The sequence below is a fragment of the Brevibacillus laterosporus LMG 15441 genome, from assembly GCF_000219535.2.
Classification (GTDB): Bacteria; Bacillota; Bacilli; order Brevibacillales; family Brevibacillaceae; genus Brevibacillus_B; species Brevibacillus_B halotolerans.
Map to the genome: position 1 here is coordinate 4426462 of NZ_CP007806.1, position 25679 is coordinate 4452140.

Annotated in this window: 23 protein-coding genes; 4 read left to right on the forward strand and 19 right to left on the reverse strand. The window is 43.2% G+C overall.

The window, feature by feature from the left end; translation table 11 throughout:
* Nucleotides 1-46: 46 nt before the first annotated feature.
* The 18 genes from nagB to coaA form a co-directional block, all read right to left on the reverse strand.
* Nucleotides 47-811, reverse strand: coding sequence for a glucosamine-6-phosphate deaminase (nagB, locus tag BRLA_RS19450; protein ID WP_003334705.1), 765 nt, complete (start codon nucleotides 809-811; stop codon nucleotides 47-49).
* A 45-nt stretch (nucleotides 812-856) separates the two neighbouring features.
* Complete coding sequence (locus BRLA_RS19455; RefSeq protein ID WP_003334704.1) at nucleotides 857-1357, reverse strand: PTS sugar transporter subunit IIA; 501 nt, start codon at nucleotides 1355-1357, stop codon at nucleotides 857-859.
* A gap of 153 nt (nucleotides 1358-1510) precedes the next feature.
* Nucleotides 1511-2377 carry a glucose PTS transporter transcription antiterminator GlcT gene (gene glcT / locus BRLA_RS19460; protein WP_022585738.1) on the reverse strand — a complete coding sequence of 289 codons (867 nt, stop codon included), beginning with the start codon at nucleotides 2375-2377 and terminating at the stop codon, nucleotides 1511-1513.
* A gap of 265 nt (nucleotides 2378-2642) precedes the next feature.
* Nucleotides 2643-3137 carry a DoxX family membrane protein gene (locus BRLA_RS19465; RefSeq protein WP_003334702.1) on the reverse strand — a complete coding sequence of 165 codons (495 nt, stop codon included), beginning with the start codon at nucleotides 3135-3137 and terminating at the stop codon, nucleotides 2643-2645.
* A gap of 241 nt (nucleotides 3138-3378) precedes the next feature.
* Nucleotides 3379-3936 carry a hypothetical protein gene (locus tag BRLA_RS19470; protein WP_003334701.1) on the reverse strand — a complete coding sequence of 186 codons (558 nt, stop codon included), beginning with the start codon at nucleotides 3934-3936 and terminating at the stop codon, nucleotides 3379-3381.
* Nucleotides 3937-4105: 169 nt separating this feature from the next.
* Nucleotides 4106-5041: a ribose ABC transporter substrate-binding protein RbsB gene (rbsB, locus tag BRLA_RS19475; protein ID WP_003334699.1), complete on the reverse strand. Its 936-nt coding sequence runs from the start codon at nucleotides 5039-5041 to the stop codon at nucleotides 4106-4108.
* Nucleotides 5042-5069: 28 nt separating this feature from the next.
* On the reverse strand, nucleotides 5070-5966 hold the full coding sequence (locus BRLA_RS19480; protein ID WP_187349310.1) for an ABC transporter permease subunit: 897 nt from the start codon (nucleotides 5964-5966) through the stop codon (nucleotides 5070-5072).
* A 19-nt stretch (nucleotides 5967-5985) separates the two neighbouring features.
* Nucleotides 5986-7518 (reverse strand): sugar ABC transporter ATP-binding protein, encoded by a 1533-nt coding sequence (locus BRLA_RS19485; RefSeq protein ID WP_003334697.1) that lies wholly within the window; start codon nucleotides 7516-7518, stop codon nucleotides 5986-5988.
* A 15-nt stretch (nucleotides 7519-7533) separates the two neighbouring features.
* Nucleotides 7534-7929: a D-ribose pyranase gene (rbsD, locus tag BRLA_RS19490; RefSeq protein WP_003334696.1), complete on the reverse strand. Its 396-nt coding sequence runs from the start codon at nucleotides 7927-7929 to the stop codon at nucleotides 7534-7536.
* A gap of 84 nt (nucleotides 7930-8013) precedes the next feature.
* Entirely contained in the window at nucleotides 8014-8949 is a 936-nt protein-coding gene (gene rbsK / locus BRLA_RS19495; RefSeq protein ID WP_003334695.1) for a ribokinase, read from the reverse strand.
* Nucleotides 8946-9950, reverse strand: coding sequence for a LacI family DNA-binding transcriptional regulator (locus BRLA_RS19500; RefSeq protein WP_041752395.1), 1005 nt, complete (start codon nucleotides 9948-9950; stop codon nucleotides 8946-8948). The genes rbsK and BRLA_RS19500 overlap by 4 nt, the downstream gene beginning before the upstream one ends.
* Before the next feature lie 326 nt (nucleotides 9951-10276).
* Nucleotides 10277-11122 carry a DegV family protein gene (locus BRLA_RS19505; RefSeq protein ID WP_003334692.1) on the reverse strand — a complete coding sequence of 282 codons (846 nt, stop codon included), beginning with the start codon at nucleotides 11120-11122 and terminating at the stop codon, nucleotides 10277-10279.
* A 391-nt stretch (nucleotides 11123-11513) separates the two neighbouring features.
* Nucleotides 11514-12794, reverse strand: a complete 1281-nt coding sequence (hutI, locus tag BRLA_RS19510; protein ID WP_003334691.1) for an imidazolonepropionase — start codon at nucleotides 12792-12794, stop codon at nucleotides 11514-11516.
* A 37-nt stretch (nucleotides 12795-12831) separates the two neighbouring features.
* Nucleotides 12832-14496, reverse strand: coding sequence for a urocanate hydratase (gene hutU, locus BRLA_RS19515; protein ID WP_003334690.1), 1665 nt, complete (start codon nucleotides 14494-14496; stop codon nucleotides 12832-12834).
* 291 nt (nucleotides 14497-14787) lie between these two features.
* Nucleotides 14788-16005 carry an AraC family transcriptional regulator gene (locus BRLA_RS19520; RefSeq protein ID WP_003334688.1) on the reverse strand — a complete coding sequence of 406 codons (1218 nt, stop codon included), beginning with the start codon at nucleotides 16003-16005 and terminating at the stop codon, nucleotides 14788-14790.
* A 127-nt stretch (nucleotides 16006-16132) separates the two neighbouring features.
* Nucleotides 16133-17560, reverse strand: a complete 1428-nt coding sequence (aspA, locus tag BRLA_RS19525; RefSeq protein WP_003340776.1) for an aspartate ammonia-lyase — start codon at nucleotides 17558-17560, stop codon at nucleotides 16133-16135.
* A 187-nt stretch (nucleotides 17561-17747) separates the two neighbouring features.
* Nucleotides 17748-18500 carry a hydrogen peroxide-dependent heme synthase gene (gene hemQ, locus BRLA_RS19530; RefSeq protein WP_003334685.1) on the reverse strand — a complete coding sequence of 251 codons (753 nt, stop codon included), beginning with the start codon at nucleotides 18498-18500 and terminating at the stop codon, nucleotides 17748-17750.
* 183 nt (nucleotides 18501-18683) lie between these two features.
* Nucleotides 18684-19643 (reverse strand): type I pantothenate kinase, encoded by a 960-nt coding sequence (gene coaA / locus BRLA_RS19535; RefSeq protein ID WP_003334684.1) that lies wholly within the window; start codon nucleotides 19641-19643, stop codon nucleotides 18684-18686.
* A gap of 179 nt (nucleotides 19644-19822) precedes the next feature.
* On the opposite strand from coaA, the gene BRLA_RS19540 reads away from it, so the two are divergent.
* Entirely contained in the window at nucleotides 19823-20170 is a 348-nt protein-coding gene (locus BRLA_RS19540) for a hypothetical protein (RefSeq protein ID WP_003334683.1), read from the forward strand.
* Here BRLA_RS19540 and BRLA_RS19545 read toward each other — a convergent pair.
* A complete protein-coding gene (locus BRLA_RS19545; protein ID WP_003334682.1) occupies nucleotides 20167-22017 on the reverse strand; it encodes an ABC transporter substrate-binding protein in 1851 nt (616 codons plus the stop codon). The genes BRLA_RS19540 and BRLA_RS19545 overlap by 4 nt on opposite strands.
* A gap of 183 nt (nucleotides 22018-22200) precedes the next feature.
* On the opposite strand from BRLA_RS19545, the gene BRLA_RS19550 reads away from it, so the two are divergent.
* From BRLA_RS19550 to BRLA_RS19560, 3 genes are all read left to right on the forward strand, one after another.
* Complete coding sequence (locus BRLA_RS19550) at nucleotides 22201-23535, forward strand: MDR family MFS transporter (RefSeq protein ID WP_003334681.1); 1335 nt, start codon at nucleotides 22201-22203, stop codon at nucleotides 23533-23535.
* Between the two features lie 79 nt (nucleotides 23536-23614).
* A complete protein-coding gene (locus BRLA_RS19555; protein WP_003334680.1) occupies nucleotides 23615-23905 on the forward strand; it encodes a DUF3817 domain-containing protein in 291 nt (96 codons plus the stop codon).
* Nucleotides 23906-24139: 234 nt separating this feature from the next.
* Complete coding sequence (locus tag BRLA_RS19560) at nucleotides 24140-25318, forward strand: CapA family protein (protein ID WP_003334679.1); 1179 nt, start codon at nucleotides 24140-24142, stop codon at nucleotides 25316-25318.
* Nucleotides 25319-25679 lie beyond the last annotated feature (361 nt).

The window sequence follows — 25679 nt, forward strand, 5'->3', positions numbered from 1 at the left end:
CTCATGGCGTCCATAAGGTTTCACATCATATCGCTTGTTGTATGCGTTAGCCTTGAAGAATAGCCTCTCTGGATTCGTCTTGCAAAGGCAATAGCTCAGCCGTTGCACGATCTACCAATACGGTTAAATTAGGATGTAGCTGTAAAATGGATACAGGCACTTGTGGATCAACTATGCCTGTGAATAAATGACGGACAGCTTCCGCTTTACTCTTGTCATTTACTAGTAATAGGACGTGGCGAGCCTTCATAATCCCACCAATCCCCATCGTCACAGCTTGCTTAGGTACCTCGGATATATCAGAGAAGAAGCGAGCATTTGCTTCGATGGTCTCAGACGCAAGTTCTACTACATGAGTAGATAATGTGAACGCTTGAGCCGGTTCATTAAAGCCAATGTGTCCATTATGACCAATACCCAATATTTGGATATCAACACCACCTGCTTCTTCCATTGCCTTCTCGTATCGGGAGCACTCTGCCTTCGCATCGGTAAAGATACCTGATGGAATATTCGTTTGTTCTTTTTTAATATTTACATGTGAGAACAAGTTATCCCACATGAAATAGCTGTAGCTTTGATCGTGGTCAGCAGTCAGCCCCACATATTCATCTAGGTTAAACGTGGTGATTTGACTAAAATCAACGTTTCCTGCCTGCTGCATGCTGATTAATTCTTTATACATCCCTATTGGCGTGCTTCCTGTAGCCAAGCCAAGCACAGATGTAGGTTTGTTTTCTATTTGTTCTACCATGATTTCAGCAGCTTTTTTGCTTAGTTCCTGATAATTCTCTGATACAATTACCCTCATTACTTATCCCTCACTATCTACAAGATGTATAGTTGTTTAAAAGGATTAAGCTTTTAGCGTTACTTCAAGAACTTTTTCCTGACCACGAGTCACAGAAGCACCTACAAATTGTGTCATGCTTTCAACAGCATCGCTATTTGTAATAATAATTGGTGTGATTACAGGGTACCCTGCGTTTTTAATGATATCTAAATCAAATTCAATCAGGGTCTGACCCGCTTTTACATCTTGACCGGTCGTTACTTTTGCGGAGAAACCTTCGCCGTTTAAGTTAACAGTATCAATACCGATATGCATCAAGATTTCAGCACCATTAGCTGTCTGCAATCCGATTGCATGTCCGGTGTTAAACAAATGAACGACCTTCGCATCAACAGGTGCTACCAGAACACCTTCTGTTGGGTCGATAGCTAAGCCATCACCAGCAATTTTTTGAGAAAAAACAGGATCTGGTACTTCTTCTAAATGAACTGCCTTACCAGTAAGGGGAGCTAGCAGTTGAGTTGGCTGAACTTCTTTTTTACGAGAAAATAATTTGCTAAACATATAGGGCCTCCTTAGGTGTTCACTGACTTTATCAAATAGAAAAGGCATGAGCATAGAAAAATGGGTATGCCTAAACAAATTGATATCATTTAGGATACTCCATCCTCCACTGCTCATGCCTAGTCGAACTAGTAACACGCTGTGAAAAGACAATTATTCTTTTTTGTCCTTTACGAGTTGAAACAAGCGGAACAAATGCATAGCCATGTATCCCACTTCGTCCTCAGGGACTTTAACATCTAACTTTCGTGAAATGAGCTCTCCTAATTGCAAAGCAAGCTCATATGCCTCAGGAAGCATCGTTTTCACGCGATCCAATAAAGGATTTTCTATTGTTTTGCCTTCCATCAATCGTTCTAGAACGAAGCGGAAATGCGTAATCATTCGAGTATAATGCAAGCTTTCCTTCGTTACCTTCAATGTTAAACGCTCTTCCACCATCTGAATCATCTGTAGGATGAGGTTCGTATGCTTCACTGTCTGCGCTACTGGAATGTAGCTAACAGCCGAGTGAATATGCAGAGCCAAGAATCCGATTTCACTTTCTGGAACCGTAGTCGTGAAGGTGTCTTCGATTAAGGCCGCCGCTCGTTCAGCAAGGATGAATTCCTGCGGATACAGCGCCTGAATCTCGAATAGGAAAGGGTTTACAATTTCCATACCGCTTGACAAGCGATGCACAGCAAACTGGATATGGTCAGGTAAAGCAACGTGAATTAATTCATTGATCTCAGGCGTCATTTCATCACAAATCCATGAAATGATTTCTTCTGCAATTTCAATCACCGACTGATCAATTTGGGTCAGAAGCGATTGGAACTGATTTAAGTGAAGCTCATTTTCCATTCGAAAGCGCTTCTCAATACGTTCATCATTCTTCGCAATCGGGTTGCCTGCTTTTTGCCCAAATCCAAGACCCTTACCAAGCAAGACCATTTCTGTATTCACAGTTGGATCGCTTACCAAGACGACGTTATTGCTTAAAATTCGACTTATGTTATAATCTTGGCTTTTGTACACGCAGACACCACCATAGATCAGAATTACGAACTTGCATTGAGAATCCCTGCGTATCCTGCAACAGTCATAAAGCCAAAAAAGAGCCAACATCAGATTTTCTCCATGAAGAAACAAGAAAGAAAAATCCTTTGTGTGGCTCATGCCTGTCTGTAACAGTAACACGCCTGTAAACGCATTATTCGCTTCACATTCATTTTACTATAAAGTTGATAAAAGTCAATCATAACTTATCATCTTTATAGGACCTTCTAGCTAACGATATGCTTTAACGAAGCCTCATTTGCTCTCTGCCTCGTTTTTTATCCCAATATGGAAGTACTAGTCGATCTAAACCAAAGTATCCAGCATTGCGACCAGCAACTAAAATAAACGTGGTTAATAAAATCAAATATGGATTAATACTGACTGTACCACTAAATAAGAATGCGTAATTCATAGAAATGCCCATTAATCCAGCAAATGTGGTGAACAGCCCTAGTAATAACGCAAGTCCTACCAGGAATTCTCCCCAAGGAATTAAGAAATTGAAAAAGGAAGCTCCCGGCAATGCGAAATTTTCCAGAAAAGCAGCCCACCAGGCTTGAACAGAAGGATGATCACCAGTCGCTTTTTCAATCGCTCCTTTTAAGAAGCCCTCTGTCGCAAAGCCTCCCCCGCTTAACTTGCCCCAACCAGAGGTAATCCAGGTATACCCCAAATAAAGACGAACCAATAATAAAACAACGGAAGCACTTTGAGATTGTCGTAGCCAAGCTACCATACACACCACTCCTTTTTTCTCTGTAAAAAGCTTTTTGGTTTCTCTACATTTCTCTCTCCCACTACGTAAACCAATTATATCCTTGCTATGTTAAACAGATCTTTCTGCCTTTATCATACCCATACTTCCTTATTTACACGGGACTCTTTTGGATATGTTGGCTGATTGACAAAGCTCCTTGAGCAACAAATGAACATTGTAAGATAGGGCTGTAATTCTTGTTTGTCATTACCGATAACCGCTATTTTATGTAGTCATTTAGACGTAAACCCTCGGCGCCTATCAGTTCTCTTTTCTTACTAGTATGCTTTGCTGCCAATTGACTTATTTCTATTATTTTTAGCAAGAAATTGGTTTTGGTGGTTATATTCTGCACAGCTAGAAATATTTCCTCTATTTCCCGATGTGCCTGTTGCAGCATTTCATATATTATTGTAGTCGTTACTCCATGTTGTAAAAATAGGTTCCTTGCTTCATTTTTCTTCGGTTCCATTGGTTCTACTAGAGTGCTATATGTTTGTATGTCTAGGTAAATCTTATTAACTGCTTCCTTGCATTCGTGCCAGATGACGGCAGACTTGTCCAGCAATTGCTTCACAGACTCTTTTATAGCCAAAGAAGCTTCATTGTCGTGATCATTTATTCGTTCACTATTCAACATAGTCTGTTTGGCCAAACGCTGTGTTTCTTTTGTTACTGTAGAAATGTCCAGCAGGATTTTTTCTAGTGCCTGAATATCACAATCACATTTTTGACTATTTGCAGCATGCAATGGATTATTCTTTGTTTGACACTCCATTCGTGTAATAGTGTCTCCCTTCCTAACTTCTTGTATATACGTTATTTATCGAAATTTCTGCTGAACAAAAATAGGGTCATTTTACACAAAAATAAAAACACCAGGCAAAATTTACGTTTCACCTGGTGTCCTATTCTATTAATCATCAAATGCTATGAGAGTGGGCCAGCTATTTTTTGATTAATTCCAAATCAACTGGAATAAATTCTTCTACCTTTTCACCCTTGGATACTTTAATGGCAGTCTCTACCGCTTTTTTACCGATCTCAGATGGTTTTTGCGCTACAGTTGCCGCCAGTTTTCCATCCTTTACAGCAGCAACCGCATCCTCAGTAGCGTCAAAACCTACTACCTTCACTTCTTTTAAACCCGCTGCCTCCAATGCTTGTAACGCGCCCAAAGCCATTTCATCATTGTGAGCAAACACAGCTTGGATGTTTTTATTTCCTTGTAAAATGTTTTCCATAACACTCATGCCTTTTGCACGATTGAAATCTGCTGGTTGAGAAGCTGTGACTTTTAGACCATCTTTATTGTCTACCGCCTTGTGGAAGCCTGTACCCCGATCACGCGCCGCCGAGGAACCAGGGATACCCTCCAGCTCAACCACGTTCCCTTTACCGCCTAGGGAATCTAGTATGAATTGACCAGCCATTTCTCCGCCCTTCACATTGTCGGAAGCGATATGTGCGGTTACTTTCCCACCTTCTGCAGCACGGTCTACCGTAACTACCGGGATATTCGCTGTGTTGGCTGATTCAACTGCTGTGGAAATAGCTGCGCTATCGGTTGGATTAACCAAGATGACATCTACTTTTTTCTGGATTAAATCCTCTACTCCACTAATTTGCTTAGCAGTATCATCCTGAGAATCTACGACAATCAGATTTACCCCTGCCTCCTTGGCTGCCTTTTCTGCGCCTTCTTTTAATGTTACAAAGAATGGGTTATTTAAAGTAGAGATAGAGAGCCCGATGGTGACACCTTCTTTTTTCGCATCAGGAGCTGGTGCCTTGTTGTCCTCTAAGCTGGATTGGGTGGAACAGCCTGCTAGTACAGATAAAAGCATAGTGGATGCCAATGCTACTTTCACGTACTTCTTCATGTCGAAACCTCTCCTTTTTCTCATTCATTTATTTTTTAGAACGATCCAGCAAAACGGCAATCAAAATGACTGCCCCTTTGGCCACCAGTTGATAGAATGATGATACATTCAACAGGTTCAGACCGTTGTTTAGCACACCGATAATCATGGCCCCGATTAAGGTACCAACAAGCCAGCCTTTACCACCAGACAGACTGGTTCCCCCTAGAACAACTGCCGCAATGGCGTCTAGCTCATAAGATGTTCCCGCCGTTGGTTGAGCAGAGTTAAGACGGGAGGTCAAAATAATACCCGCTAAGGATGCGAACAAGCCGCTGATAGAATATACCCAAATTTTAACCTTCGTGGTGGAAATCCCTGATAATCTAGTTGCCTCCTCATTGCTTCCTAAAGCATAGACATGTCGGCCAAATGTTGTATGTTTTAAAATGAAATACAAGGCGACAAAGGAAAGTAACATCCAGATAACTGGCATCGGAATTTGTAAAAAGAAGCTTTTTCCTACCAATCCAAAGCTATCTGGCAGTCCTGTGATTGGTTTGCCCTCTGTATAAACTAGCGTTAATCCTCGAAAAACTGTCATGGTTGCCAATGTCGCGATAAAAGGAGCTACATTTCCCTTTGCGACCAAAATCCCATTGAATGCCCCCATTACCAAGCCTGCCAATAGTCCAACCACAATTGCTAGGAACGGATCGCCTCCACTAGCCATCAGCCCTGCTGACAATGCGCTGGATAAAGCTAGGGTAGAGCCTACGGACAGATCAATGCCTCCTGTTAAAATAACGAAGGTCATTCCAAATGCAATCAGCGCATTAATTGAAACCTGGCGTAGGACATTAAATATATTGCTTACCGTTAAAAAATCAGAGCTGACGATGGACAGGATAATCACTAACAGAAACAGTCCCAGTAACGGTCCCATTTGTTGCAAAAAGTTGCCTTTAAGCGTAAGCGTTGGTTTCGTTTGTGCTTGCAATGAAATGACCTCCTCCTGTTGCTACGTGCATAATGCTTTCCTGAGTAGCTTCTTCTCTTGAGAATTCACCCGTTATTTTTCCTTCATGCATAACGATAATTCGATCGCTCATTCCTAAGACCTCAGGCAATTCTGAAGAGATCATGATGATCGCGACACCTTCCTGTGCCAAACGGTTCATCAAATCATAAATCTCTTTCTTGGCTCCAATGTCTACTCCGCGCGTTGGCTCATCTAAAATTAAAATCTTTGGAGCGGTAGCCAGCCATTTTCCAATCACAACCTTTTGCTGATTGCCCCCGCTTAACGAACCAACCCGTTGCTCACTGCTATGCGTTTTCACTACTAATTTATCGATTGTCTCTCTTGCTAGTTGCACTTCCTTCTGCTTATAAAGGACCCCAAAGGATGAGAGACTGGATAGATTAGGCAACGCTATGTTTTCACGAACCGATAAGGACAGAACCAAGCCCTCTTCTTTTCGATCTTCCGTTACAAAGGCAATTCCTGCCGCAATAGCATCCTTGGGCTTGTTGATAGCTACAGACCTGCCTTCTACTTTTATGCTCCCTGCCTCCACCCGTTCAAGTCCAAAAATAGCTTTAGCAACCTCCGAACGGCCTGCTCCCATTAATCCGGCAAATCCCAATATTTCGCCAGCTTTTACTGCAAAGGAGATATCCGTCAGTTTGCCTTTAACAGATAGATGATCTACGCGCAGCTTCTCTTCGCCAAGGGACACCTTTACCTTTGGAAAGCGATCTGTAATTTCTCTACCTACCATCATTTTGACCAGCTCGTCCATGTTTGTCTCAGCCGTTACTTTCGTGCCAACATACTGACCGTCACGAAGAACTGTAATGCGATCGCTAACCTGAAAGATTTCTTCCATCCGATGCGAGATGTAAATCATGCCTACCCCTTTATTTTTAAGAGAGAAAATGACCTCAAACAAAGCATCGATTTCACGATTGGTAAGAGCTGCGGTTGGTTCATCTAATACAAGGATGTCCGCCTGCAATGAAAGCGCTTTAGCGATTTCGATCATTTGTTGCTGGCCAACCGATAAATCGCCCACCCTGGTATCGGGATCAACCTGAATGCCTAATTTGTCTAGATATACCTTTGCTTCCTGTCGTAGCTTTTTCCAATTCACAAATTTGGTTTTTCCATAGGTAAATTCGCGTCCCAAAAAAATATTTTCGGCTACAGATAAATGGGAAATCAGGTTCAATTCTTGATGAATGATTCCAATCCCCAGTTCAGCGGCTAACTTCGTGGTCATCTCCGGTACAGGCTGACCTTTAACCGTGATAGAACCACTATCTTTGGTATAAATGCCACCTAGGATTTTCATAAGAGTAGATTTACCTGCACCATTCTCACCCATTAGCGCTACCAGCTCACCTGGACGCACTGTCAATTCAACCTGATCAAGCACCTTGACACCCGGAAACGACTTACAGATTCCTTTCATTTCTAACAATAGATCTGTCATACGTTCACACCGCCTTTAAAAAGTAACTCCAGCTTCTAAAATCACATTGGCATATGGCGTGCACTCTCCGGTACGTATGATTGCTTTCGCTTCATTCGTCCGTTTTTTAAATTCCTCATGACTGATGATGTTTTCTTCTACGTGAGGAAGCTCCTGTTTCATTTTTTCATAAAGAGCAGGGCTAACCTCGATCATCTCGTTCGCATAGTGGATACGCTCCACCTGCATTTCTTCTAATATTACTTGCAGCACATCCAGAAAGCTTGGCAAGCCTGCCTTGAGGGCCACATCAATTCGCTTCACCCCATCTGGGATCGGCAGGCCCGCATCGCAAATGACAATGCGGTCTGTATGTCCCAGCTTACTGATGATAGTTGATATTTCACTATTCATGATCCCGATTTTCTTCATGTTTCTCACCCTTTAGCTGTGTAAGAATTTCCCTAGCTGTAGCTGTAGCTGTTGCGACCCCAACCTGTCACGTCTAGCAAGAAGCTATTCCTTAGATTGAAACGCTAGGACTTCCTTCATTGTAGGCATTCCCTGCTGTGCTCCCAGCTTCGTTACAGCAAGTGCCGAGACAATGCTAGCAAACTCAACAGCTTCTGGAATGCTCTGTCCAGAGGCTAGTGCATAGGCGAGCCCTGCGTTATAAGAATCACCGGCCCCTGTGGTATCGACGACCTGCACTTTATGACTAGCAATCGTCCCAAAGGTCTCGCCATTCATTAAGTAGGCAGAACCCGTGGCTCCAAGTGTGGTAACCACATGCTTCACTCCTTTTGCATGGAGTGCCTTCATTGCAGCAGACCGTGTTGTTGCTTTGTCTGTCGCTTGATTTTGTTCCAGCCCTGTCAAAAGATACAATTCTGATTCATTAGGTGTCATGACATCGATATAGCCAAATAATTCATCTGGAAGCTTCTGCGCTGGCGCCGGATTTAAGATGACCGTTTTCCCGGCTTCTTTAGCTAGCTTTGCCGTGTGAACAACTGTCTCGATGGGGATTTCCAACTGTAGTAGCACAATGTCCGCCGCCTTTACCGTATCAGCATGCAGATCAACATCCGTCATAGAGGTATGCGCATTGGCCCCTGCCACTACAATAATTTGGTTATCTCCTTCAGCGAGTAAAATGGAGGCGATGCCGGTCGGAGCATTTTCAACACGTTTTATCGTACTTACCTGAATTCCTTCCTGCTTCATCGCTTGCTCCAAGGAATCTCCAAATGCATCTCTGCCTAATGAACCAATCATGGATGTCTGGGCCCCTAAACGTGCGCAAGCAACCGCTTGATTCGCTCCTTTCCCCCCAGGGATAAAATGAACATGATCTCCGCTGATTGTCTCTCCCATTTTTGGCTGACGAGGTGCTTCTACTACAACATCCATGTTAAGACTGCCAATGACAGCTATGCGTGGTGGTTTCATGCTAATGGCTCCCTTCTGGTTGAACTGCGCTCAATAAAAATCGGCTCTAGTTCAAATACACTCGGTAATGGCTTTGTGCTCTCTATTTGCTGAGTTAACGTAAGTGCTGCTAGCTCCCCCATCTCGTAGATCGGTTGAGCTACTGTTGTTAATTCTGGAATCGTCATTGAGGCCAGAGCAATGCCATCAAATCCGCATACAGCTACATCTTCTGGCACTCTTCTGCCAAGCTGATTCAAGCCTTTTAGCACTCCAATGGCCATTAAATCATTTCCGACAAAAATACCATCAATATCGGGATGCCTTCTCAGTAATTCCTTAACTGCTTCTTGGCCACCATTTAATTGAAAATATCCCGGTTCCATTAAGCTTGGCGAGTACCAGGAAAATCCTTGAACGCTTTCTTCATAGGCAAGCATTCTCTCCCTGGCAGTAATTAATTCCTGCGGGCCATAGATGTGTCCAACCTTGCGACAGCCCTGCTCCACTAAATGAGCTACAGCTTCCTTTGCCCCCACGTAGTTGTTACATCTAATAACAGAACAATGTTGATTCTCGGGGGCACGGTCCATGACCACCAGGGGAATCTGATCCTGTTGCATCTTTTGAATGTCTTCACTGCTCAAGGTTTGGGAAGCGATAATGATGCCATCAATATATTTTTTCTTGAGAACTTCAATATATGTTTTTTCCTTGTGCCCCTGATCATCAGAGTTACATAAGATCACCGTATAGCCTAATTCTCTGGCTTTGTCCTCCACACCGCGCGCCATCTCTGAAAAAAATGGGTTCGTGATATCTGGCAAAATAAAAGCAATTGTACTTGTGCGCTTACCCGCCAGACCTCGCGCGACCGAGTTGGGCTCATACTGGAGCTGTTGAATTGCTTTTTCAACCTTGCGACCCGTCTCTACATTTACATAGCCTGTTTTGTTAAGCACACGAGAAACGGTTGCCACAGATACACCTGCCAGCTTTGCTACATCGCGAATCGTTGCCATCATCCGTCACTCCACATTCGTAACCATCTATATGTGTAACCGGTTTCATATGAACGATATAAGACCAAATAAATCCAAAAAATACATGCATAAAATCTCATAGTGTTCCGTTTTTTCATAAATGTAACCGGTTTCACAATCTTACAACACAAATATACCCGGTCACAGATAGGGTGTCAAGTGAAAGTGATCACTGGTAGAAACTGCTTTATAACGACAATTCTGTCTCATAAAATCAGAAGTAATAAAAGAAATTTCGCCTAAAACAAAAGAAAAAAGGAGCATATTCGCTCCCTTTTACTATTCATGAATATACTGTATTCAGACTATTCATTAATCCATGATAGCGCTATTGTTCCCTGCCCGGCATGCACACCAATCGTGGAACTAATAGGTCCAATCATCACTTCTACATCCTGATACTTCTCTTTTATTCGCTTTTTGAGAGCCTGAGCTTTTTCCATTACATTCCCGTGTAGAATTTGTACATTCTTAATTTGTTGTTTCTGCATTGCTTGATCAAGCTGTGCTAGCATGCGGACAATCGCTTTGTTTTCCGTTCTAATTTTTTCATAGACTTCAAAAATACCATCTCTGATACGCAGAATTGGTTTGATCTGAAGTAGATTACCCATGAAAAACTGTACTCCATTCATCCGTCCCCCGCGATAAAATTGATCAAGACTTCCGAGGAGGATGTAGCTCTCCGTTTTCTCAGCGATAAGACGCAACGAGCTTGCGATCTTCTCTGGTGTAGCTCCCGTTTTTGCCATTTTCATTCCTTGCAGAATCATATGTGTAATGGGATAGGACATCGTTTTAGAATCTACGACCTCTACTGGAAACTCCGCCAACTTGGCCGCACTCTGGCTGGCATTAAGTGTTCCACTTAGCTTACTCGATACATGTACAGCAATCGCACAATCATATTTTTGTTTGAGAGTCTCATATAACTCCACAAAATTGCCCAGCGAGGGTTGAGAGGTCTTCGGAACTTCTTGCGTTTTCTCGATTTTTTCGTACAGTTGCTCAGGCGTCATATCGAGGCCATCTCGGTAGGTACCGTCGGAGAAAATAATTTCGAGTGGCACGACATAAATATCGTGCTTTTCCCGAAGGTCAGCAGGTATATAGGCCGTACTATCTGTTACCCAAGCAATTTGTTTTTTCACTGAAACGCTCCTTTATGTTAAAAAGATATAAGTAAAATTATATATCCTTCTCTATCTGTTTCCTATTGCCTATTTCATAAGAGGAGTGAACACTTTCTCTTAACATGTTCACAATTCGGGCTGAGCCTTTCTGGAATAAAAAATATATTTCGGCAATTTTGTAACCTTTGCTGATATATGCCGACTATTACATAGAAAATAAGTAACCTTTTTAAAAGTAATATTGGAAGAGGATTTCACAAAAATAGAAAGCTAGCAAGAACTCAAAAGGATAATAGCTGGGACTCCGTTGCCTACACACGCTATGAAAGTGAAAGGAAGAACTACCAAAAGACGTCAATCCCTTTTCAAGAATTGACGTCTTTTTCTCAAGCTTTATGTGTTTTCCGTTTTACTCATAAGCCACTTTCCCATCCTGCACCACAATCTGCCCATTTTTCACAACGGTTTTGACGTGATTGATGCCAAAATGATAAGGCAGATATGCAAGATTATCCGCATCATAGATGACCAAATCCGCCTGTTTACCCACTTCAAGGCTTCCAACCTGTTCTGCACGTCCAATCGCATGAGCGGCATTGATCGTCATGGCCGTCAATACCTCCTCTGGTGTCAGCCCCAGATTTAGGCAGCCTAGCGTCATCACAAGCTGCAATGACTCTGTAGGTGAACTGCCTGGATTGTAATCAGTGGAAAGGGCAACAGGAACACCTAACTCGATCATTTTTCTAGCGCGAGCATGCTTACTCAGTCGAAGATTAAAGGAGGTTGCTGGCAAGCAGACTGCTACAACACCTGCTTCCTTCATCGCAAGTAATCCCTCATCGCTTGCCGCTAACAAATGCTCAGCAGAAATGCAGCCTAGCTCGGCGGCTAATTCTGCTCCCCCCAACGGTTCAATTTCATCTGCATGAAGCTTCAATCTAAAGCCAAGCTTACGAGCTGCCTGCATAATAGCCCTCGATTGCTCTACACTAAACACCCCATGCTCGCAAAATACGTCACAGAATTCAGCCAATCCAGAACGTTTTACCTCAGGTAGCATTTCGTTAATAACCAAAGCAACATATTCATCTGTTCGTCCCTTATATTCGGTGGGGACTGCATGCGCCCCCATAAAAGTAGAGACTAAGTCGACTGGATGCAGTTTTTGTAACGCACTGGTTACCCGAAGCTGTTTTAGTTCTTCTTTCACGCTAAGGCCATAGCCGCTTTTTGCTTCTACGGTAGTTGCACCGAATTGCAGCATTTGATCCAGGCTCTTCTTTGCCTTTACAAACAGTTCCTCTTCAGTAGCCGCACGCGTAGCTCGCACCGTACTTAAGATTCCCCCGCCCTTTTCTAAAATTTCCAGATAGCTGGCCCCATTTAATTTAAGGGATAATTCATGCTCACGAGAGCCCCCATGCACCAAATGCGTATGCGGCTCGACTAATCCAGGTGTAACTAGCTTTCCCTTTGCATCCCATTCTGTAGAAATGTCAGCCCCTTGGATTTGTTTTTGCACGTCCTCTTCTCGTCCAACTGCCACAATTCGTCCATCTACCACGGCTACTGCCCCGTCTTGAACTAATCCAATCTCTTTCATCTCAGCCCCAGAACGTGCCCCGGCTGGCCCAGCCATTGTGACGAGTGCTTTGATATTATGAACAAGCAAATCGATTTGCGACATCACGCTTTCCTCCTATTCCCCTTTACTCCGTTGCTTTTTACATATCAAGCATCGGTACTCGAACCCCACGCTCTTTCGCTGTTTTAACGGCTAATTCATAGCCTGCGTCAGCGTGGCGAATAACTCCCATGCCCGGATCGGTTGTAAGTACACGTTTCAGTCGTTCTTCTGCTTCCAACGAACCATCTGCGACCACTACCATTCCTGCGTGCAAGGAATACCCCATTCCTACACCGCCGCCATGATGGACGGAGACCCAGCTTGCACCCGCAGAGGTATTGACCAGCGCATTTAAAATAGCCCAATCTGCTACTGCATCACTGCCGTCCTTCATTGCTTCTGTCTCCCGATTTGGAGAAGCAACAGAACCACAATCTAAGTGATCTCGTCCAATGACGATTGGTGCTGAAATCTCACCGCTTCGTACCATTTCATTGATAGCAAGCCCCATTTTGACACGCTCTCCGTACCCTAACCAGCAGATACGGGCGGGCAAGCCTTGGAATGCTACTCTTTCCTGGGCCATCGTAATCCAACGGCGGAGATGCTCGTTCTCTGGGAACAGCTTTAACACAAGCTCATCTGTCTTATAAATATCCTGTGGATCGCCTGACAAAGCAGCCCAACGAAACGGCCCTTTGCCCTCACAAAATAATGGGCGAATATAGGCTGGGACAAATCCAGGAAACTGAAAGGCATCCTCAACCCCTTCATCAAAAGCAACCTGACGAATGTTATTCCCGTAATCAAAGACGATCGACCCTGCCTTTTGTAAATCAAGCATGCCCCGTACTTGGGTAGCCATTGAACGTTTTGCTAATTGAATGTATTGATTTGAATCGCTCTCTCTTAATGATTTTGCCTCTTCTAATCCATAACCGATGGGTACATATCCATTCAAAGGATCATGTGCCGAGGTCTGGTCGGTGACGAATTCAGGCGTTAGCCCACGTGCAACCATCTCTGGAAAAATCTCTGCGGCATTACCGACCAAGCCAATGGCCAAGGCTCTGCCTTCGTTCTTCGCTTCTGTTGCCATCCGCCATGCTGTATCTAAATCATGCACCATCACATCGCAGTAACGAGTATCAATCCTGCGTTGGATGCGAGCAGCGTCAATATCAACTGCGATGACCACACCTTCATTCATCGTAACAGCTAATGGTTGAGCTCCCCCCATGCCGCCCATGCCTGCTGTTAGAGTGATGGTGCCTTTTAACGTGCCATGATTATGCTGGCGTGCAGCTTCTGCAAAGGTTTCATACGTACCTTGCAAAATTCCTTGTGTTCCAATATAAATCCAGCTACCTGCTGTCATTTGTCCGTACATCATCAGGCCTTTTTGATCTAATTCACGGAATGTCTCCCAATTTGCAAAAGCAGGAACCAACACCGAGTTCGATAACAGCACACGTGGGGCTTGAGAATGGGTACGGAATATTCCTACTGGTTTACCCGATTGAATTAACAATGTCTCGTCTGCTTCTAATTCTTTTAAGCATTCAACAATTTTGTCAAAACTAGCCCAGTTACGTGCAGCTTTACCAATCCCTCCATACACAACCAAATCCTCAGGGCATTCTGCAACCTCTGGGTCCAAGTTATTCATCAGCATGCGCAAAGCCGCTTCCTGTTCCCAGCCTTTCGCGTTTAATTCATTGCCGCGCGGAGCTCGCACTACTCTTTTATTGGTTGTTGTCATACTACATTCCCCTTTCGTATAGGCAAACATTGACTTACAAACACAACGGGCTCGCTAACTGTCGATTGATGGGCACATTCCGCTTAGAAGGACATATTTTGATTTCGGAAAGCTCGTACCGTCACTTCCCATGAGCCTTTAAGTGGATCGAAGCAGATGATATCAAAGCCCTTTCCCTTAGGATGGTTGCCTAGCACCGTCTGTAATTATGCGACTTTTCCTAAAAAACTGTTTATTTATTTCAGTTTACCGGAAAGCGCTTACGTTGCATCTAGCCTAATTTGCGAAAAACTAGCACAATCTTGCTGTACGATATTCACGCGGACTCATGTTCATTTGCTTTTTAAATAGGCGACTAAAGTAATTGGCATCCTCAAATCCTAGTTCAAAGGCAATCTCCTTAATAGATAAATCTGTTGTTTCCAAATAGATAACAGCCTTTTGCAGCTTCATGCGATGAACGTATTCAAGAAAGCTGTATCCCGTTTCTCGTTGAAAAAGATGGCTAAAATGATAGACACTCAAACAGCAATTTTGTGCTACTTCTTTCAATCCTATCTTTTCACCCAGATGCTCCTTCAAATACGTAATAGCACTTCTAATCACAGGGGAATATTTTTTCATGCCTAGCTGTTCTACTTGCCGAACCAAATGTATGCTGTACCGCTCGACTTTTTTCAGGAAAGTGTCATAGCGGATTGTTTGATAGAGATCCTGAATAAATCGTGCATTCTCCGCCAAAATAGTGGAAGCATCTGCCCCTAGCTCCAGAACCGTTCTCGACATAGCTGTTATTACTTCAACGACCTCCGATTGAAAGCTCTCCACATCCTGCTGATCGACCATCGTCCTATCTTGAAGCAACCTGTGCAAGGCTTCTAGCGTAGCGTGTTCATCGCCAATTCTCACACTTGCGATAACATCTGCTCGATTTTTGCTAGGTATAGAGGAATTTCTTCTGCTTCCGCTATCCCGATCTCGCTTCGTTCTTATGGGCAAAATCAACTGATTTCCTTGAAAAAAACGATCCTTTAAAGCCATTTGTGCCTCTTCATAGGAATGCTGCATATACAGCGGATTTTCATAGAAGCCCCCCATGCCAATGGAGACGGATATCCTTTTCTCATCAGCATGCTGAACAATCTGAGAGGCAATCTGACGTGCCTTTTGATCAGCAAAAGGCTGTTGCCTATTCTTTGTCTCATCGAGTAGCTCCAGTAATACGACAATAACACCTTCTGAGACCCAGCACCATACAAAAGGAACAGCTAAAGCCTGATGCAATACCACGAGTAACTCTTGTCCAATTTCTTGGCGCCAGCCAGCAGGCCGATTCACTGCTAAATCAGGATAACGATCGAGTGATATCACCAATGCAAGCTCAGGACGAATTGTCATTCGAAGCTGTTGCTGACGTATCGAAAACTCTGCTTCATGCACCATTGTTCCGGTTATCAGTTCGTGAGCAAATGTTGCCTGTACCGCTGCTGCTTGCTGTAAAGTAAGCATCTGGCCTCGCTCCTTGTCCTTTTATTCTAGGCAAGTACAAAAATAGACGATCATTTCCGTGTTTTTTATCGGAATTGACCGCCCATTCATTGTTGCGTTGTTACTTTTATTATATTGCTTTTTCGTTTTATTCGCGATCTAAAAGAGATGCCCCAGCTATTCCCGGATGCGTCATTTCATACGGGTCTAAAATAATGTCGAGCTCCTCTTCCGTCAATACATTGTAGTCTAGGCACAGCTCACGTACCGATCTACCAGTCAGGGTTGCCTCTCTGGCAATACGCGCTGCTGGTTCATAACCTAAATGCGGATTAAGTGCAGTAATAATGCCCACGCTATTTTCTACGTACTGGCGGCACCGCTCTATATTTGCTTCAATACCTTCCAGACAGTTTTTCTGGAATACGGTAAATACATTATTCATAATGGTCAAGGATTGAATCAGATTAAATACAAGTACAGGCCCCATCACGTTCAGCTCTAATTGACCCGCTTCAGAAGCTAAGCAAATCGTATGATCATTCCCAATCACTTGGAATGCTACCTGATTCACTACCTCTGCCATTACTGGATTTACTTTCCCCGGCATAATGGAAGAGCCTGGTTGACGAGCAGGCAAGCTAATCTCACCTAATCCAGCACGAGGACCGGAAGCCAGTAAGCGTAGGTCGTTAGCGATTTTAGACATATTGATCATACAGACCTTCAGAGCCGCAGATACCTCTGTATAAGCATCAGTATTTTGCGTTGCATCGACTAAATTTTCTGCGCTTACCAATGGCAATTCGGTCAGCTCTGCAAGAATTTTAACGACCCGCTCAATATAGATTGGATCGGCATTTAGCCCTGTACCTACTGCTGTTGCCCCCATGTTTACTTCATATAGGTGCTGACGAGTCTGCCCAATTCGTTTAATATCTCGATCTAATACTCTGCTGTATGCTTCGAATTCCTGGCCCATCCGAATCGGAACAGCATCCTGTAAATGAGTGCGCCCCATTTTAATGATATGATCAAATTGCTTTGCCTTGTCTATGAATGCATCTCGCAACGCTTCCATAGTACCGAGTAGCTGATTAATCAAACGCAGAACCGCAATATGTACGGCTGTAGGAATCGCATCATTTGTAGATTGCGCTTTGTTTACATGCGTATTTGGGCTTAGGGAAAAATAGTCGCCTTTCACCGCACCCATGATTTCCAATGCACGGTTTGCTATTACTTCGTTAGCGTTCATATTGATAGAGGTGCCGGCACCACCCTGAATAGGATCAACGATAAATTGATCGTGCCATTTGCCATCAATCAATTCCTGAGAAGCTTGTACAATTGGATCACCTAATTTGGAAGAAAGCTGCTTTACTTCCATATTGGCTAGAGCCGCGGCTTTTTTTACATAGCCGAGTGCTTTAATTAGCTCCCCATCAATACGATAGCCTGTGATCGGAAAATTCTCTACAGCACGTAACGTTTGAATGCCATAATAAGCATGCAATGGTACCTCTTTTGTTCCCAGAAAATCTTTTTCCTGACGTGTTTCTTGACTGATACTCATGGTTAGTCCCCCGCCTATGATCGCTCTAGCTAGAGCCGTATTGATTGTCAGTTCACTTATGTATCTATCATATACCAGTTTGCCCCATTCCAACAGGTCTGACCACCTGATATTGTGCAAAAAGGTAAAAAAGCAAAAAACCGATAAGCCTTTGCTCACCGGTTTCTTTTAAAGGAACATTCATTATTTAAAGTGCAAACATTTTTCGTAGAGCTTCTTCATTTAGATAGTTACCGACCAAGAAGGTCCCGAACTCACCATAACGAGCACTTACTTCATCGAATCTCATTTCATATACAATGTGTTTCAATTCAATTGGGTCATGAGCAAATAAGGTAACGCCCCATTCCCAATCGTCATAGCCCACAGAACCGCCAATGATTTGCTTGATTTTACCGGCATATTTACGGCCAGTCAATCCGTGAGTCTGCATCAATTCACGACGCTCGTCCATTGTCATGGAATACCAATTGTCTTTTTCTCCACGTTTTTTGTTCATCGGATAGAAGCAGAAGTGATTCCATTTTGGTAGAATTGGATACAAACGCTCACGTACATGCGGATTCGCTTTAGGGTCTTGACCAGGATTGTTTACATAGTTGCTTAACTCTACCACGGAGATGTAGGAGTAATCCGTCTCTGTATAATCTGCAAAGCGAGTTTTATTGATCGCTGTTTTTAACTCATCAAGCTCACCCATTGTAGGGCGTAAGAAGATAAAGCATAGATCGGCTTTATGTCCAAGTACAGAATAAACAGCCGTGCTACCACCAGTCTCGGATTCTGCATCATTCCATACACGCGTGAGGGAAGTTAGTTCGTCAAGAGCCGCTTGGCGTTCTTCGCTAGATGCTTTTTTCCATTTTTCCCAGTTCATTTTACGGAAGTCATGATAGGTAAACCATCCTTCCAACGTGAGCAATGCTTCATTGGCTGACATGTGACACAACTCCTTCTTATGGTTTAGCGTGAGCCTTTGCTCCGCCTATGTACATACACAAAAAGTCCCTGTTTCTTGTAAGAGACCTGTCCCTCTTTTATCTTACTGATAACTTTTGGAAAAGACAATCATTGTAAGGTCATGTCGTACAGTTGTATATTCTGTGACAAAACCTGCGTCAGCTCACAGCTTTCGTAGCATCACCTGTTTAATGGCATGTTGTTTTCCCTTCGTCAAAATCAAATCAGCGCGATAACGAGTAGGTAAAATATTTTTATGTAAATTAACTGCATTGATTTCCCGCCAGATGTTATTTGCTACATCCAGCGCTTCTTCATCCGATAGCTGCGCATATCGATGGAAATAAGAAGCCGGCTTCTGAAAGGCCGTCTGTCTTAGCAATAAAAAGCGATTCAAGTACCACTCGCGTATGTCTTTTTCATCGGCATCCACATAAATGGAGAAGTCAAAGAAATCAGAGACAAACACCTGAGGCATATTTTCATTATCCATCGTACGTCCTACCTGCAAGACATTTAATCCTTCCACAATCAAGATATCGGGCTGCGAAACGATTTGCTCCTGATCATGCAAAATATTGTAGGTCAAGTGGGAGTAAAGTGGACAACTCACTTCTTTTACGCCAGATTTTACGTCTGCTAAAAAATTGATCAGCTTTGTTGTATCATAGCTTTCCGGAAAGCCCTTACGTTTCATCAGCCCGCGTTCTTCCAAAATCTCATTTGGATAAAGGAAGCCATCCGTAGTAACCAGCTCCACCTTTGGATGATTAGGCCAGCGTTTCAACAAGGATAACAACACCCGTGCTGCTGTGCTTTTTCCAACGGCGACACTACCAGCAATTCCAATGATAAACGGTACCTTTTCTGAACGATTCCCCAGAAAAGTATCGGCAGCCTTGTACAACTCTTGTGATGCTGCTACATATAAATTTAACAGCCTGGAGAGAGGCAGATAGATTTCACTGATTTCCTCTAGTGATAGTTTCTCATTAAGCCCTTCTAGATCAGCTAAATCTTCTTCACAGATGGATAAGGGCGTTTCATTTCGCAGGCCCCTCCACTCTTCCCTTGAAAAAATCATATAAGGGGAATAAATTCGTCTGTCGGCATAATTCGCCACGGTAAGTCCTCCTTCTCAGGCACTGCCTCAAAAACAATGTCCACTCCATAATACATTCCTAGCCTCGATGCTTCCACTTCGAATTCTACAAAAAACGATCTTTTTCGCATTTTCCTATGAATCCCAAGGAAAAAACTGTTAAAATGGTCATAGATGCAATGAGACTAGGAGGTTCCCTCATGGAAGATAAATTAGTCAAAAGTGCAACATATGGCTTTCTTGTTGGCTTAGCAATCATGATTCTCTTGGTGCCTGAAAAGCGCGAAATCACGCTATATTCTGGTCGGATGACTACTCAAGATCTGACTTGGATGGAATACATCCTTCGTGTGCTGAGATATACCATTATCTTTACCAGTGCTGTCGTTCTCATGACATTTTTCCGAGAGAAAAAAGGCTGCCAAAACTCTGGATTGCCTTGGGTGGTAGAAAAAATATTATATATTGTGTTAGGCTTCTTAGTTGTCACAGCAGTTGGTATTATGCTGTCACTTTTCATTCCTTTTCTGTATCACCTATTCTCTTAACTCCTATGCTTGTACCACAATGTACGATAATCCACATGTCCTTGGCGATTAATTCTGATTCCGTGCAGACGCGGGTCAACCATTAACCCTATCCGATTACGGTAAAGGGGCAGATAAGCTATCTGTTTCTGTAGCATTTGCTCGATTTCGGCGATTGCCTTCTGTTGATCTATCCCCGATTGAAGGCTTTGTAGGTGAGTAATCGCCCTGTCAATGCTGTGCCGATCCTCATCCTTCATATGAGAATAAATAAAACTGTTATATGATAAAAAAACTTCTAATAAAGACAGCTCGGTATCATCGCCCACTGTGGCGCTATCATGAATCAAATCAGCCTGCTCAATAGTGGTAGGCCGCAGTAACTCACTCACCGCATAATAATGAACTTCGATGCTTATCCCATACATCGCACACTGCTCTTTAATCCATTCGCAATCTTCCACATGATCTCGATCGGTAAAAGTATGTAAACGAAGAGATTCTCCTTGATAATTGCTTTGTTGTAGTAACAAACGCACATGCTCAAAAAGACACAGCTCAGATTCTCGTTGGCTCTCTTCTTTCGGTAAGCTATCTCTTTTCCAAGAAGCAAAGCACGTAGCTACTTCATGGCGTGCCCCTCCCAGTTCGTGCAGCATCTGTTTGGGGGATAAAATCAGTTGCAGCGCCTGTCGAAAGGAAAGATTTGCCGTAGGTCCTGTTTTTCGCTGATTGCAGCTTAGATACTGAACACACCAATCATCGCTCGTTGCCCTTTGCCACTCCCCGCTGTCCCCCTCTCCTGTTTGCTCTACATTAACTACTTCATCCATTTCATACCACATACCATACGTTGTTATCTGTTCGTTTTCATCAGTCTTTTTTTGCAACGCAATAAACTGCACACGATCCAGATGGGGTCTAAAACCGAAATAGCTTTCAAAGGCTTCAAGTATGACCAGGCCATCATCGTTGCGAATAAGTTTAAACGGCCCCGTTCCTACCGGCATCCTAGCAAAATCGGTACCTACCTGCTCTACATAATCCCTTGGAACAATGGCAAGATGCTCATTTCCTAGATAACGATCAAACAAATGATTAGGACCTGTAAGCCTTATTTCAATCACTCGATCGTCGCGCTCGATCATCTCACTTATTTCTCGCGTAAGCCATTGATAAGGAGAATTCTCCCTTGCTAAGCGATGAAAGCTATAAATGACATCGCTTGCTAGTAGTTCCTGCCCGTGGTGAAACAAGATTCCTTTGCGTAAAAAAATCGTCCAGCGATCCCCAGATTCATTCTTTTCGATATGGTAGGCTAGGTGAGATTCCATTCTTCCAGATGTCTTATTATAGCGAAGCAACGTTTCACAAATATGCTGACTGATATGGCACTCGGAGCGTAAATAAGCGTGGATAGGGTCAACTACAGATAATGGTTCACCTAGAGGAAGACGCAGTGTCTCGATCCGTTTGCCTTGCTCTTGCTCCCGTTCCCACTGTAATCCAAATTGTCCTCGAAACCATCGCTGGAATCGTTCATTAGCCCTTGGCAGAGTAACCGTATATTTTTGCATAAGGGTCAGTGCTTCTGCTACCTGTCCTGAATAAATCATCTGTTGCGCATGGCTGACTACTATTTCATCTGGCTCAACTAGAAAGGAAAGCTGTGAACGATTTCCCCTTCCTTTGCCAGGTATCCATGCAATCCATTGAAGAGCAATCCATTTCTGCAAAATAAACCTACTATTCCGGGTAGTGCAGCACAACAGAGTAGCAATTTGCTCAAGAGAAATCGAAATAGGCTCTTTTAATGGAATATGAATCAATTCCGTTCGAAATCGAACAAAATCATCTATGATATACATATCGACTCTTCCTTTTCCCTTGTTCAACGACCACTACAACCTCTATTTCTCATCATTGACTCCTGATATAAATGATTCGGGGTCTCCCCCTTACGAAAAGAGGAAAAAGTAGAGCTTTCTCTTCTTCTCTTTTTCTTGTCTCCCTTATGCCATACAATCAGCAAAACAAAGGGGGATCAAGTTATGAAATTACGTCATCCATTGAAAAAAAATTGGACTCACCGCTATCATATCACCATCTGGATCAGAATGTTTGGAGCATTCATAACCAGCCTATCTGGCTCAATGCTTGCCCCATTTTTATTATTATATCTGCATGATAAATTAAATGGTGCTGTGCTAGTACCTATGCTTATAGTCGGATTACAGCCGTTAACCGACATCATGGTTACACTGCTCGGAGGCGGCATTACCGATCGATTAGGCCGTAAACCCGTGATGTTACTTGCTCTGATTATGCAAAGTATAGCAATGGCAGGTTTTATGTTCGCTGACTCGGTACTTAGCTTTGCCTTGCTGTACATGCTGCATGGAGCGGGACAATCATTGTTTGTTCCTGCCCAACGTGCCCAAATTGCTGATGTAACAACAGAGAGTCAACGCGTGGAAGTGTTCGGATTACTCAATACCATTAGCTATACTGGTCTTGCGTTAGGCCCTGTTGGGGGAATGCTGCTATACCAGTATGATCCTACCTGGCTATTTGGTATAGAAGCGTTATCCATATTTATCTACATGCTTGTATGCTGGTGGAAATTGCCCGAAACAGCTCCTGTCTCAGCTACTGCTCCCTCTTCCTCGTCTGATCAGGTAGAGGTGTCGGAAACAGCGGAGAAAGAAACCAGATCTTCCGAGCGCATTGGAGTAAGCCATGCTTCTAAAGGAACGGGTAAGCATCGTTACTTCTCATTCCATCGAATGACTGCACTGATCACGAGATACAAACATGTACTCAAGCTGATGATCTACACTCTACCAATCAGTTTTTTCTATGCTCAAACGGAGACTAGCTTCCGTATCTATTTGCAAGAAAGCTTTGTTAACTATGTATCTATTATTGCAACTCTCTCAACCATTAAAGCCATTTTAGCTGTGATATTACAGCTCCCATTAGTCAAGCTTACAGAACGATTATCCTTTCAGCGTGTGATGCTGTTATCCTGCTCATGCTTTATGGTAACCGCGGCCGCCTACGGATTTTCTAAAAGCATGCTCGTCCTTATCCTCGTTCAACTATCTTGGACTGTGGGAGAAACCATCGGACTAACACGCTTGCATACGTACATTTCCGAGATCGCTCCTCCAGAGGAACGCGGCCGTTATTTCTCTTTACACGGCATTCACTGGGATATTTCACGCACATTTGGTCCTTTTTTAGGCGGAATTGTGTTGCTTACCTTTGGTGGCGAAATCTTATTTAGCATTTGCCTTATCCTGTTGCTCTTATCGGGAATCTTATTCTTCCGATCACCAAATTTTCACAAATTGACCAGACAAGACGTGGACTTTCGAAAGTAAACTGTAATAAAATAGTGTTAATTATCGAAAGTCATAGCTATATTCTTTATATTTTAGAAAGAGAGGGTCGAATCCATCTATGCTAAAAACCGTTTTGGGACGTGTTCGTGTGGTTGGCTTTTTAGAAGGTCTTTCCTTCTTACTTCTGCTGTTTATCGCGATGCCACTAAAGTATTATGCTGATCTGCCAATTGGTGTACAAGTGATCGGGCCCTTGCATGGTGTTCTGTTTGTTCTCTATCTATTCGCTATTGCTCATGCTACTTTTGCGTTAAGATGGTCATTCATTCGTGCGATAGGTGCTGTGCTAGCATCGGTTATCCCATTTGGAACCTTTGTTTTAGATGCCCGATTAAAAAAGGATGCTTAGCTTAAAAAATACTAGTAGGAATGCATGATTTAGCATGCTTGAGAAGAGGCTACCGATAAGCCTCTTTTTTTCGTTTTGAGAGAAGGATTTTGTAAGATATTTGTAACCCTTCCGGATAAATTTTTTCTTAGAATAAAGGTTTAGTGACCCAAATCTATTCTCCATCCTACATTTGTCACTTTTTCTTAGCTGTACCGTCTTATAAATTGATAAATCTAGTTTTTGAGGTGAATAATGGTTCAACAAAAACCGAGTCGTCTTCAAATCAGACGTAACAAAAAGAAACAAGAACAGCGTAAGCGACTCCGCCTGCTTATCTTGGCAAACACTGTTCTGTTAACAGTAGGCCTCCTAATCGTCGCTTGTATCTATCTTCCCGAAAAAATTGACAACTTCTTCTCCTCTCAAAATGGCGCATCTTCAGACTCAACAAAACCTACACCTGACAATGTTCGTCTTACGTTTGCAGGCGATATCATGATGTCTGGACATGTGGAGACTTTATTAAAGGATAAAGGATATGATCATGCCTTTACGCATGTAAAAGATATATTCCTAGCCGACGATTACACAATCGGCAACTTGGAGACTCCTATCACCGAAAAAGGGTCTCCGGCCGCAAACAAGCAGTTTGTCTATAAATCATCGCCTGAAGCAGTCACGGCTATGAAGAAATCAGGGATTGATCTCGTGAATCTAGCCAACAATCACTCGATGGATCAGGGAGAAGACGGATTATTAGATACGATGTACACGTTAGACAAGGAGAAGATCGCGTATGTAGGAGCTGGTGTTAATGCTGATCGTGCCTATTCCCCTGTTTTTGTAGAACGTAATGGGATTAAAATGGCATTCTTCGGCTTTAGTCGTGTCGTTCCGGAAATTAGCTGGTATGCCAGCAAAAATAAGACAGGCCTAGCGGTAATGTATGATCCTAAACGGGCAGTGGAGGCCGTACAAGCTGCCAAAAAGGAAGCTGATCTAGTCATTGTCATCGCTCATTGGGGAAAGGAAAAGGTAGATTTTCCTGTAGAGCACCAAAAGGAATTGGCTAAAGCTCTTGTGAGCGCAGGGGCAGATCTTATTGTTGGTGGTCATCCTCATGTTCTCCAAGGCTTTGAGCAGCTTGATGGAAAATGGGTTGCATACAGCATGGGAAATTTCATCTTTACCCGCGCCACACAGCCGAAAACCTGGGAAACCATGTTGCTACAAGCTACCCTGACGAAGGAAGGCGTTAAGGAACTGAAAATGATCCCATACCACGCAGAGCTTGGTCAGGCTGTTCCGATGAATGAAGAAAATTCGCGTCAATTGATCAAGCGGATCGAGTCAATCTCTTCAGGTGTTACCATTGCAGAGGATGGTACCATTACAGCTTCAGAGAAACGGGCAAACACCAACCATGAATAATCAGAGGGAATAGTCTGTTCAGGGAATTTATACATTGCAGGCAGAAACATTCCAGCTTGACACAGGAATGAAAAATACAGATTTCATCATTTATCAATGACTAATTTAAAATAACTTACATGTATCCAACGCTTTAAACGTTGGATACATGTATATAAAGTATAAAATGCGTACTTTAAAAAGGAAAAGGCTCCTCACAGAGCCTATTTTATTCCTAAAACCTTCAATAACCGCAACGGCGGACTAAGAAGAGAAAATAAAGTCCTAGACTGCCTCTGTTGTGTCTGCCACTTTTCAACTATCGAACCCGGCTCCATATATTATCGGTCGCAGAAAAAAGGTTGCCGAGTGATGTCTCGAC